At 67.7% G+C, this 12,406-nt stretch carries 6 protein-coding genes; all 6 read right to left on the reverse strand.

Translation table 11 applies throughout. The features are described 5' to 3' along the window. A complete protein-coding gene (locus VNM24_13625) occupies positions 1–264 on the reverse strand; it encodes an RNA-binding protein (GenBank protein ID HWQ39621.1) in 264 nt (87 codons plus the stop codon). Positions 265–297: 33 nt separating this feature from the next. Then, a complete protein-coding gene (locus VNM24_13630) occupies positions 298–1,749 on the reverse strand; it encodes a DEAD/DEAH box helicase (protein ID HWQ39622.1) in 1,452 nt (483 codons plus the stop codon). A gap of 226 nt (positions 1,750–1,975) precedes the next feature. Continuing rightward, positions 1,976–2,722: a ThuA domain-containing protein gene (locus VNM24_13635; protein HWQ39623.1), complete on the reverse strand. Its 747-nt coding sequence runs from the start codon at positions 2,720–2,722 to the stop codon at positions 1,976–1,978. Between the two features lie 131 nt (positions 2,723–2,853). Further along, on the reverse strand, positions 2,854–5,694 hold the full coding sequence (locus VNM24_13640; protein ID HWQ39624.1) for an adenosylcobalamin-dependent ribonucleoside-diphosphate reductase: 2,841 nt from the start codon (positions 5,692–5,694) through the stop codon (positions 2,854–2,856). A gap of 88 nt (positions 5,695–5,782) precedes the next feature. After that, complete coding sequence (gene uvrA / locus VNM24_13645) at positions 5,783–11,494, reverse strand: excinuclease ABC subunit UvrA (protein ID HWQ39625.1); 5,712 nt, start codon at positions 11,492–11,494, stop codon at positions 5,783–5,785. A 217-nt stretch (positions 11,495–11,711) separates the two neighbouring features. After that, positions 11,712–12,406, reverse strand: a 695-nt coding sequence (locus tag VNM24_13650; protein ID HWQ39626.1) for a Mut7-C RNAse domain-containing protein, incomplete at its 5' end; no start/stop codon positions are given.

Genomic DNA, 12,406 nt, shown 5'->3' on the forward strand with positions numbered 1-12,406 from the left:
CTAGCGCCGGCGGCCGCGCTCGGGACGTTCGCGCGCCTCGTTGACACGCAACACCTGCCCCTTGAACTCCCTGCCGTTCAAGGCGGTGATCGCGGCGATCGAGTGATTGCGTCCGGGCATCTCGACGAAGCCGAAACCCTTGGGCTTGCCCGAGAACAGCTCGCGCTTGACTTCGGTGGATTTGACCTGTCCGAAGGGCCTGAACAGTTCGGCGAGATCGGTTTCGGTGACTTCAGCGGCGAGATTGCCAACAAAGATATTCATGTCAATGCCTCCAGTGATCGACTGTTTGCTTGCTCAACTGTCCCGACCCACGCCGAACAACGCGGCAACGGCGCGCAACGCGCTGTGCAACTGGCTTCGCGGTTGCGCTTGCGGCGCACCGTGCGCCGGGCGCGTTTTGGCGATTGCGCGCGGCTCAGCGGCGGCGCCGCGGCGTTTGCGGTTTCGCCCTCCTTCGTTGCTGCGCTTGGCGTCGCCCGCGGGTGGCGGTTGCCGGCCTGTCTTGCGCGCACCGGCTGCCTGCGGGCGGCGTTCGGTGCGCCGGCCGTGGGAGCGGGATTGCCGCTCCTGCGAAGACTCGCGCGCATGGCGCTCCATGGCGCAGGGCGCGGAGCCGCGTTCGAATCCGGGCACCGCGATCCGCTCGACATGCCGGCCGATCAGCCGCTCGATATCCTTCAGGAGCCCCTCTTCCTCCCCGCTCACCAGCGAAGCGGCCACACCGGCCCTGCCGGCCCGCCCCGTTCGGCCGATGCGATGGACGTAGTCTTCGGGGGTGTCGGGCAGCTCGTAGTTCACCACGTGCGGCAGTTCCTCGATGTCCAGCCCCCGCGCCGCAATGTCGGTGGCCACCAGCACGCGCACGCCGCCGTTCCTGAAATCCTCCAGCGCGCGGCTGCGCGCGCCCTGGCTCTTGTTTCCGTGAATCGCGGCCGTGCCGATGCCGTCCTTCTGCAACTGTTCGGCCAGCCGGTTGGCGCCGTGCTTGGTGCGGGTGAACACGAGGACCTGCCGCCAGTCGCCCGAGCCGATCAGATGCGACAGCAGCGCGCGCTTGCGCGCCTTGTCCACCGGATGCACGACCTGGGTGATGAGTTCGGCGGTGGCTTTCTGGCGCGCGACCGCGATCGTGACCGGCTGCCGCAAGAACGAGTCGGCCAGGCCGCGGATCTCGCGCGGAAAGGTGGCGGAGAAGAACAGGTTCTGCCGGTTCGCCGGCAGCAGTCCCAGTATGCGGCGAAGCGCGGGGGCAAATCCCATGTCCAGCATGCGATCGGCCTCGTCGAGCACCAGGAATTGCACCTTCGAAAGGTCTGCCGTTCGGCTTCCCGCGTGGTCGAGCAGACGGCCTGGCGTCGCGACCAGGATGTCCACGCCGCGCTGGAGCGCCTGGATCTGCGGATTGATGTTCACTCCGCCGAAAACCGCGGTCGAGCGCACTTTCAGATGGCGGCCGTAGGTGCGCACGCTTTCCTCGACCTGCGCCGCCAGCTCCCGGGTCGGCGTCAGGATGAGCGCGCGCACGCAGTGGTTGGCGGCGGGTTTGGCGGCCAGCATCTGCAGCAGCGGCAGAACGAAGCTTGCCGTCTTCCCGGTGCCTGTCTGGGCGCCGACGATCACGTCCTTGCCCTGGAGGACCACGGGTATGGCCTGCGCCTGGACCGCAGTGGGGTGCGCGTAGCCCTCGTCGGCAACAGCGCGGACAAGCTCGGCGCGCAGGCCGAGCGCTTCAAATGAAGTGCTGATGAGAATCTCCTGAATCGGCCTGCCGGACTATCGCGTCCGGAACCGGTTCAGGCAGATAACGTCAAGCTGGAATTCGAGGGGGAAACCACGAAAGGCGGCACGCGGACCGGATGACGCGAGTAAGTGCCTGACGCGCACTATACAGGCCGCGCGCCCGATTGTCTCGGCTTTTTTTTGCGTGAGGGCGTGAGCGTCGCGCGACCATCGCGCGTGGCTGCAGCTTTGTTCAATCCTGTACGCCCGCGGCCCACAGGATTCCGCCGAGCAGATGCTGCAAGAAAAGCGGCTCGCCGTAGGTCTCCACGGTATGGCCCAGCGCGGTGTACCACGCGCGGCCGCCTTCGAACTCCTGGCACCAGGCCATCGGATGGCGGCTGCTCATCGTTCCGCCCGCATAGCTGCGTTCGTCGATGACGAGCAGGACACGGGCAACGGCCGGATCCTCGCGGAAGTTGTACCACTCGTCGCGCCGCTGCCACTCGGGCGGAAGATGCAGGGTCGACGGATGCGCGGGATCCACGACTCTCAGGATCGCCGGCTGGATGCGCGGGTGGCTCTTGAAGTAGGCGCCGACCAGCCGCCCGTACCACGGCCAGTCGTATTCGGTATCGCTCGCGGAATGCACGCCGACGAATCCGCCGCCGCGACGCACGAAGCGCTCGAATGCCGCCTCCTGCGCGGAGTCAAGCACGTCCCCGCTGGTATTGAGAAAGACCACCACGCGATAGTGCGCGAGACTCTGGTCGGTGAACGCCGTCGCATCTTCGGTCGCATGTACCCGGAAGCCGTGCCGGCGGCCGAGCGTCTGGACCGCCGCCACGCCGGCGGCGATCGACTCGTGCCGGTACCCGGCCGTCTTGCTGAACACCAGCACCGCAAACTCGTCCGAGTGCGCCGCATCACCGGCCAGCGCCATACAGACTCCCAAAACGATCCCCGCACCCTTGCGGGCTGCCAAGAGGAGGCGGGTCATGTGGTTATCGAGCCGCTGACCGGAGTGGCGCGGCGCAGTGCGCTGCTCGCGTTCATGGCCCGGGCCCCGTCATGCAGGCGCGCGCGGAACGATCAGCGCGCAACCCTGCCGCGAGCGCTGTCCGGCCTGCGTCACCCACAGGCGCCGATCGCTCCGCAGGCGGTGCAGAACTCGCAGCCGTCCTTGCGGATGACGGTGGCGTTGCCACACTCGGCGCAGCGCTTCCCCGGGAGCACGCGCAGCCCTTCTTCGTCTTCGCGCGCCGCCTCCGGAATCTCCAGCACGCCCATCTCGTTCACCGGATAGCCGCGCTCGTCGAGCACGCCGAGCATGGCGTAGCGGTGGATGACGAGGCGCGCGACGTAGGCCACGGTGCTCGGCCAGTTCTGCTGGCGGTTCTCTGCGGGCACGCGCGCCATGAAGTCGCCAAGCGGCTCGGCGTAGTTGAGAAGCTTTCTGAGCTTCATGCCGATCCAGGCCGGATCGATCACACGCATGTCGAGCGAGAGCAGCTTGCACAGCCCGTCGAGCGCGCGCGGATAGGTGCCGGCCATCCATATCGAATAAGGCCGCCGCTGTCCGGAGGGCAGCACCAGCTCCTTGAGGATCAGCACGAAGTCGTCGCCGGAGTTGGGATTGAGCACGTCCACCGACCACGACATGGTGCCGTCGGTGCCGGTCTTCGGTTCCTTCTTCGCGAACAGCGCGTCGAGCACCGGGGAACGTTCGTCGGGTGCGGCGAGCGCTCCGAGCTGCTCCACGCGCCAGCTCACGATGCGCGCGAACGCGGCGACCACGCTGGGCACGCGCTGCGGCTTGCCGTCCGGCGGCATCGGACAGTCGAAGGCGTCGTCGCCCGCGGTCTTCGACAGGATCGCGAGCTTCATGCGCAGCCACGCCTTGTCGCGCGCCCGCATGTCCATCGACAGCGTCTTGGCCACTGCGCCCAGGCCGCGCGGCTGCTCCGCGCCGTTGACCCACACTTCGAACGGATGCGGGCCGCCGTTGTCCACGTGGCCGACGAAGATCGCGAACTGTCCGAACGGCGACTCGACCATGTAGGTCCACGCCGGGTTGCCGGCGGGCAGTTTCGGCCGCCCCGGCCAGCGCAGGCTGGCAAGCGCCGGGGCGGGTGCGGCATCCAGCCGGATGCGGCGGTCCGCTTCCGAGGTATCGAGATCGCTGGGCGCTTCTTCGTGCGGCGTCGTCGACAGCACCGCGCCGAGCACGCGGTTGGGCCGATAAGTGGTGATGCCCTTCAACCCCGCCTTCCAGGCCTCGAAGTACAGATCCTTGAAATCCTCGTACGGATAGTCCTCGGGGACGTTCACCGTCTTGCTGATGGCCGAGTCGATCAGGGGGTTGACCGCCGCCACCATGCGCATGTGGTCCAGAGCGGAAATCTCCAGCGCCGTCACGAACTGCGGCGGCAGCTTGCCCACGTCTCCCCCGAGCCGCTTGTAGAGGCGCCAGGCGTGATCTTCCACGTCGTAGACCTTGTGCGAGCCGTCCGGCTCGCGCTTCTTGCGCTGGTAGGTCCAGGAGTACGGCGGCTCGATGCCGTTGGAGGCGTTGTCGGCGAACGCCAGCGAGATCGTGCCGGTCGGCGCGATCGACAGCAGGTGCGAGTTGCGCAGCCCGTGGCTGCGGATGCGCTCCTTCAGCGCCGCCGGCAATCGCGAGGCGAAACGCGGCGGCGCCAGGTACCGGTCCGCGTCGAGCAGCGGAAAAGCGCCCTTCTCGATGGCAAGGTCGACAGAGGCGCCGTAGGCCTCGTCGCGCATGCGCTCGGCGATCCGTGCCGCCATGGCCCGCGCCTCTTCGGTGTCGTAGCGCAGCCCGAGCATGATCAGCGCGTCGCCCAGCCCGGTGAAGCCCAGGCCGATGCGCCTCTTGTTGCGCGCTTCCAGCGCCTGCTGCGGCAGCGGCCACACGGTGGCGTCGAGCACGTTGTCCAGCATGCGCACCGCCACGCGCACGACCCTGGCGAATGCCTCGAAGTCGAAACGCGCCTTTGCAGTGAACGGATGGGACACGAATGACGTGAGGTTCACGCTGCCGAGGCAGCAACAACCGTAGGCCGGCAGCATTTGCTCGCCGCACGGGTTGCTCGCCTCGATCGTCTCGCAGTAGGAAAGGTTGTTGTCGGCGTTGACGCGGTCGATGAAGATCACGCCGGGCTCGGCATGGTCGTAGGTCGAGTCCATGATCTGCTTCCACAGATCGCGCGCCTTGACCGTGCGATAGATCCACAGACCATCGGCCCGCTGCTTCGCGACCGCTGCGGCTTCGCGCGGATGCGGCGGCACCTTGTGCACCAGCTCCCAGTCTGCGTCCGCTTCCACCGCGCGCATGAAGGCATCGGTGACCGTGACGCTGATGTTGAAGTTGCGCAGGCTGCCGTCGTCCTTGGCGTGGATGAACTGTTCGATGTCGGGATGATCGCAGCGCAGGATGCCCATCTGTGCGCCGCGCCGGGCGCCGGCCGATTCCACCGTCTCGCAGCTCTGATCGAACACCCGCATGTAGGACACGGGGCCGCTGGCGCTGCTCTGGGTGCCGCGCACCAGCGCGCCGTGCGGGCGGATCGCGGAGAAGTCGTAGCCAACCCCGCCGCCGCGGCGCATGGTTTCCGCCGCTTCCATCAGCGCGACGTAGATGCCGGGCTTGCCGTCCACCGTCTCCGATACCGAGTCGCCGACCGGCTGCACGAAGCAGTTGATGAGGGTGGCCGCGAGCTGGGTACCGGCGGCGGAATTGATGCGCCCGGCTGGGATGAAGCCGTTCTCCAGCGCCTCGAAGAACACCGGCTCCCACTTCGCCGGCTCCTTCTCCACCGCGGCCAGCGCGCGCGCCACGCGCCGGCGCACGTCCTGCGCCGTCGCTTCGTCGCCCTTCGCGTATTTTTCGCGCAGCACGTCCAGGCTGACTTGCTGAGGCGCGAGCGAAAGATGCGGGTCGTTTGCTTTCATCGCTGGATGTCTCGTCGTGTGCCGATCATACGCCTGCGTTGGAACCCTGCAACATCCAACCCCTGATGCAGTCCAGACGCGAGATCCGTCACGACGCTGCCGCGAGCGGCTCGGCTTCGCCGCGGGTGCGCAGGAACTGCGCGAGCACGCGGCCGGTGTGCGAGGTCTTCACGGCGGCCACCTGCTCGGGCGTTCCTTGAGCGACGAGGCGCCCGCCGCCTTCGCCGCCTTCCGGTCCGAGGTCGATGATCCAGTCGGCTTCCGCCCAGACATCGAGATTGTGTTCGATCACCACCACGGTGTTGCCGGCGTCCACCAGCCGGTGCAGCACGCGCAGCAGCTTTTCGACGTCCGCCATATGCAGGCCGACGGTGGGCTCGTCGAGCACGTAGAGCGTGTGCCGCGCGCGATGCGCGGAGCGCGCACTGGCTCCCGCCCCCTCTGGCGCGGAAGCGACGGAGAAGGTCCGCACCTTGGAGAGCTCGGTCACGAGCTTGATGCGCTGCGCCTCGCCGCCCGAGAGCGTCGGGCTCTGCTGACCCAGGGTGAGATACCCCAGTCCGATGTCCTGGAGCAGGCGCAGGGCATGGTGAATCGCCGGATGCGCGGCGAAGAACTCCGCCGCTTCATCCACGCTCATCGCCAGGACCTCGCCGATCGACTTGCCCTTGTAGCGCACCGCGAGCGTTTCGCCGTTGAAGCGCGCTCCGCCGCACACTTCGCAGGCGACCTTGACGTCGGGCAGGAAGCTCATCTCGATCTTGCGCAGCCCCTGGCCCTCGCAGCCTTCGCAGCGCCCGCCTGCCGTATTGAAGGAAAAGCGCCCCGGTCCATAGCCGCGCATGCGCGCATCATGCGTCCCGGCAAAGAGCTTGCGGATCGCGTCCCAGAAACCGACATAGGTCGCGGGACAGGAGCGCGGCGTCTTGCCGATCGGCGTCTGGTCCACTTCCAGCACCCGCCCGACCGCCTCCCAGCCCCTGATCGCCCTGCACCCGGCGGGTTCGATTGCACCGCGCCGCCGGGCACCGACCAGCGCCAGCAGATTGTCGTGCAGCACCTCGCGCGCGAGCGTCGATTTGCCGCTGCCGGAAACCCCGGTGATCACGCTCAGCCGCCCCAGCGGAAAGCGCACGTCGATGCGGCGCAGATTGTGCAGATCGGCGCCGATCACCTGTACGGCGGGCAGTCGCGGGTCGACCGGCCGCCGCGGCTGCAGCGGATGGGTCAGGGGGCGCGCCAGAAACCTGCCGGTGAGCGAGGCCGGCGCCTGCATCAGGTCCTGCACCGTGCCCTGCGCGATCACCTGTCCGCCCTGTCGGCCGGCGCCCGGACCCAGGTCGACCAGATGATGCGCGCGGCGGATCGTCTCCTCGTCGTGTTCCACGACCAGCAGCGTGTTGCCCTTGCGCTCAAGCGCCTCCAGCGTATCGAGCAGCACGCGGTTGTCGCGCGGATGCAGCCCGATGGTGGGCTCGTCCAGGATGTAGCACACCCCGCGCAGATTGGAGCCCAACTGTGCGGCCAGGCGGATGCGTTGCGCCTCGCCCCCGGAAAGCGTGGGCGCCGCGCGGTCGAGCGTCAGATAGTCGAGCCCCACCTCGGCGAGGAAGCCGAGCCGGCTCTTCAGCTCGGCCACCACATCGCGCGCGATCTCGCCTTCGCGGCCTTCCAGCGCGAGCGACTCGAACAGCGCCTTGAGCTGCGCAACCGGCTGCGCGGCGTAGTCCGCGATCGAGCGTCCTTGCCAGAGCACGGCGAGCGCCTCGCGGTTCAGGCGCTTGCCTTCGCAGGCCGGGCAAGGCTCGTCCACCTCCAGCCACTCGATCCACGAGTCGAGCACATGGTCCTCCTGGCCGGTGCGCGAGCGCTCTTCGTCCCAGCCCACGTGCTCGAGTTGCAGCCCGGTGCCGTAACAGCTCGGGCACCAGCCGTGCCGGGAGTTATAGGAGAAGAGTCGCGGATCCAGTTCCGCGAAGCTGCGCCCGCACGAGGGGCAGGCACGGCGGGTGGAGAACACCGTCTCGCCGAACGGCCCGCCTTCCATCATCTGATCCAGTGGCGCGACCAGGTGCGCCACGCCCCTGCCGTGCTCGAGCGTGCGGCTCAGGGCCTCGCGCAGCGCGCGCTCTTCCGCGGCGCTCACGCGCAGGTCGGCCACCGGCAATTCGATCGTGTGTTCCTTGAAGCGGTCGATGCGCGGAAAGCGCTGCGTGGGCAGAAACTGCCCGTCGACCCGCAGATACCGGAAGCCCTTGCCGTGCGCCCACTTGGCGAGATCCGTGTAGACGCCCTTGCGGTTGACGACGAGCGGCGCCAGCAGCCCCACGTGCTGTCCCTTGTGCTCGCGCAGGATACGGGCCGCGATCGCCTCGGCGCTCTGCGGCTCGATCGCCACCCGGCAGTCCGGGCAGTACTGCGTGCCGAGCTTGACGAACAGCAGGCGCAGGAAATGATGCACTTCGGTGAGCGTGCCCACCGTGCTCTTGCGCCCGCCACGGCTGGTGCGCTGCTCGATCGCCACCGTCGGCGGAATGCCGTGGATCGCCTCCACGTCCGGGCGCGAGGCCACCTGCACGAACTGGCGCGCGTAGGCATTGAGCGATTCCAGATAACGGCGCTGGCCCTCGCCGAACACGATGTCGAAGGCCAGCGTCGATTTGCCGCTGCCCGACACCCCGGTGATCACCGTGAACTTGCCCAGCGGCAGCGCGACGTCGATGTTCTTGAGGTTGTGCTCGCGGGCGTTGTGGATCCGAATGGCGTGAGGCGTCGAGCGTGCCGCACGACGAACCTGCGCCACCGGTTCACGCAGCGCGCTCATCGAAGCCAGTGCCGCTTCGTATTGGGCCAATGCCTTGCCGGTATGGGAGGCCGGATTGCGCTTCACGTCTTCCGGCGTGCCGGCGCAGACGATCTCGCCGCCGGCTTCGCCGCCCTCCGGGCCGAGATCGATGATCCAGTCGGCCGCGGCAATGACGTCCAGATTGTGTTCGATCACCAGCAGCGAATGGCCCGCCTCCACGAGCCGCCGGAACGACCTCAGCAGCTTGGCGATGTCATCGAAATGCAATCCCGTCGTCGGCTCGTCGAAAAGGAACAGCATCGTCTTTTCCGGCGCGCCGCGAAGCCCTGCGGGCGAAGCATCGGCCGTCGCGAGGTGCGCGGCGAGCTTGAGGCGTTGCGCTTCGCCGCCCGACAGCGTGGGCACCGGCTGCCCCAGCCGCAGGTATTCCAGTCCCACGTCGGCCAGCGGCCGCAATGCGCGCAGCACTTCCGGATACTCGGCGAAATAGGCGAGCGCTTCCGAGACCGTCATCTCCAGAACCCCGGCGATGTTCTTCACGGCCTGGTCCCGCGGCGCGATGGTGACCTCGAGAATTTCCGGGCGGTAACGTTTTCCGTCGCAGTCGGGGCAGCGCAGGTACACGTCGGAAAGAAACTGCATCTCCACGTGCTCGAAACCGTTGCCGCCGCAGGTCGGGCAGCGCCCGTCGCCCGAATTGAAGCTGAAGGTGCCGGGCCGGTAGCCGCGCTCTTTCGCCAGCGGCGCCCTGGCGAACAGATCGCGGATCGCATCGAACGCGCCGACATAGCTCGCGGGATTGGAGCGCGTCGTGCGCCCGATCGGCGTCTGGTCGACCAGCACGACTTCCCCGATCAGATCGACGCCTCGCAATCCGGCGTGCGCACCGGGCGCCTCGGTCGGCTTGCCGCGCTGCTTGAGCAGCGCCGGATACAGCACGTCCTGCACCAGGGTGGACTTTCCGGAGCCCGATACCCCGGACACGCAAACCAGCCGGTTGAGCGGTATCGCCACGTCGATGTTCTTCAGGTTGTGCTCGCGGGCGCCGAGGACTTCGAGTCGGGGTGTGCGCGCGTCCACGGGAATGCGTTTGACTCCGGCGTCCACACGCCTGGCCCCGCGCAGATATTCACCGGTGAGGGAGCGCGCCTGCGCGGCCAGCGCCTGCGGGCGCCCGAAGAACACGATCTGGCCGCCGCGCTCGCCCGGACCCGGCCCCATGTCCAGAATGCGGTCGGCGCTGAACATGATCTGCGGGTCGTGCTCCACCACTACCAGGGAATTGCCGGCATCGCGCAACTTCTCCATGACCGCGATCACGCGACCCATGTCGCGCGGGTGCAGCCCGATCGACGGCTCGTCCAGCACGAAGAGCGTATTGGTGAGCGAAGTGCCCAGCGCCGTGGTCAGATTGATGCGCTGGACTTCACCCCCGGAAAGCGTGCGCGACTGGCGGTCGAGCGTGAGGTAGCCGAGCCCGACCTCCTGCAGATAGGACAGCCGCGTGCGGATCTCCCCCAGCAACAGTCCGGTGGCTTCGTCCAATGGTGCCGGCAAGTGCAGCGAATCGAAGAACTGCTTGCAGCGGTCCACCGGCAGCAACATCAGATCGTGGAGGGTGAGGCCGGGCGCCGCGTGCAGTTGCGCTACGTTCCAGGCGACCGCCGTGGGCCGGAAGCGGCGGCGAGGATCGAGCACGGCATCGGCGTCCGCCTTGGTCCCCAAGCGCCACAACAGGGCCTCTGGCTTGAGCCGGCTGCCCCCGCAAGCCGCGCATGGCGTGTAGGCGCGATACTTCGACAGCAACACCCGAATGTGCATCTTGTAGGCCTTGGTCTCCAGCCAGTCGAAGTAGCGCTTCACGCCGTACCAGGTGCCGGGCCAGGACTTCCTCCAGCTCACCCATTGCGGTTCACCCTCGATCACCCAGCGCTTGTGCGCTTCGCTCAGCAGGCGCCACGGGATATCGAGCGGAACGCCCCGCTTTTTCGCGTACTTCTCGAGATCGTCCTGGCACTCGCGGAAACTCTGCGTCTGCCAGGGCTTGACCGCGCCCTCGCGCAGCGTCTTCGATTCGTCCGGGATCACCAGGCCGTAGTCCACGCCGATCACGCGCCCGAAACCGCGGCAGGTCTCGCACGCGCCGATCGGAGAGTTGAACGAGAACATGCTCTGCGTCGGTTCGCGGTAATGGATGTCGCAGTCGGCGCAGTGAAGCGACGTCGAGAATCGCCACGCCGTGCGAGGCGTCCGGGGTGGGGCGGCGCCCGACGCCGCGCCTTCGCGCGGCTCCTCCGCCTCCGCAAGCGGATAGACGTTCACCCGCCCTTGCCCGACGCGCAGCGCGGCCTCCAGCGCCTCGATCACGCGCGCGCGCCCGGCCGAGGACAAGCGGAAGCGATCCTGGACTACTTCCAGGTGCCTGCCGCCGCGCGTGTGGATGCGCGTGTAGCCCTGCGCTTCGAGCAACTTGAGAATCTCGGCTTCGGAGAAGTTGCCCGGCACCTCGACCGGAAACGTCACGACCAGTCGCGGATCGCCCGCTTCGGCGGCGCGCGTTTGCAGTTCCGTGCAGATCGTCTCGGCGTCATCCCGGCGCACCGGCCTCGCGCACTGCCGGCAATACAGGCGCGAGGCCCGGGCGAACAGCAGCTTCAGATGATCGGCCAGTTCGGTCATCGTGCCCACCGTCGATCGCGAGGTGCGCACCGGATTGGTCTGGTCGATGGCAATGGCCGGCGGAATGCCGTCGATGCGCTCGACCTGCGGCTTGTCCATGCGCTCCAGGAACTGGCGCGCATAAGGCGAGAACGTCTCGACATAGCGCCGCTGGCCCTCGGCGTAGAGCGTATCGAATACGAGCGAAGACTTGCCCGAACCGGACACGCCGGTCACGACGATCAGTTCGTTGAGCGGAAGATCGAGGTCGAGATTGCGGAGGTTGTTCTGCCGCGCGCCGCGAATCACGATGGCGCCGCTGCTCGGGCTGGACATTCGAGACCTTGATAATCAGGAACTTGGAAACAAAACGCGGCGCCTCATGCGCCGCCCGCAGTCGCCCCGAATTCTAGCCTGTGCCGCGTGCTCAGCGCGTGCGAGGATCGTTGCGTTTTTCCGTCCGGGCGGCTGCACCTCTGGAACGCCTCGACCGTCTCCGGCAGGGCCGGCGCCGCTCGCGCACGAAGCCGGCGAGGCGTCCCCTGCGCGCGGGTCAGTGCTCGGCGCGCCTTTCGTTCAGGATCGGCGCCAGCACCGCCTGCATGCGTCGCCAGTGCGAACCTTCCCAGAAGAGGCCGCCGCAGCGCGGGCAGGTGCTGAAGCGCTCGTAGGAGCGTGCAACGTTGGGCGGCAGGCGGTCGATCACCGCCTGCTTTTCCACCGCCCGCAACGGCACGTTGCACTCCAGGCACAGCGTAAAGGGTCGCGCATCGCGCTGCAGTTGCAGCCGGTCGACGATCTCGCGCAACTGCTGTTCGGGCTTGATGGCGTGCAGGAAGCAGCCGTGCGTGACGTCGCGGCATTTGAGCAATTCGCGATCGCGCGTGAGGATCACGCGCCCCTCCTTTGCCGCGACGTCGCGGATCTCGTGGTCGTGGTATTGCTGGCTGTACAGGGTGTCGAATCCGAGCATGCGCAGGAAGCGGGCGAGCCCGCCCAGATGCGAGTCGGCGACGAAGCGCAGGCGCCGAAGCGGCTCGGGGCGCACGCGCAGCAACGGCCGCACATCGAGCGCCTCGAATTTGGGATAGACCGCGATCCGGTCGCCTTCCCGCACCCTGTAGGAGAAGTCCACCGACACGCCGTTGGCCAGAATGAGCTCCACTTCGGTGTGGGGGACGCCCAACGCTTCGATCGCGTTCTTCACGCTGGCGGCTCTCGCGCAGCCGTAGGCAAACTCGACCTTCC

It is taken from the genome of Burkholderiales bacterium, assembly GCA_035560005.1.
GTDB lineage: Bacteria > Pseudomonadota > Gammaproteobacteria > Burkholderiales > Eutrophovitaceae > DASRFY01.

Coding starts and splice junctions, on each gene's coding strand:
- VNM24_13625 (HWQ39621.1), bottom strand. CDS start 264: ATGAATATCTTTGTTGGCAATCTCGCCGCTGAAGTCACCGAAACCGAT.
- VNM24_13635 (HWQ39623.1), bottom strand. CDS start 2,722: ATGACCCGCCTCCTCTTGGCAGCCCGCAAGGGTGCGGGGATCGTTTTG.
- VNM24_13640 (HWQ39624.1), bottom strand. CDS start 5,694: ATGAAAGCAAACGACCCGCATCTTTCGCTCGCGCCTCAGCAAGTCAGC.
- uvrA (HWQ39625.1), bottom strand. CDS start 11,494: ATGTCCAGCCCGAGCAGCGGCGCCATCGTGATTCGCGGCGCGCGGCAG.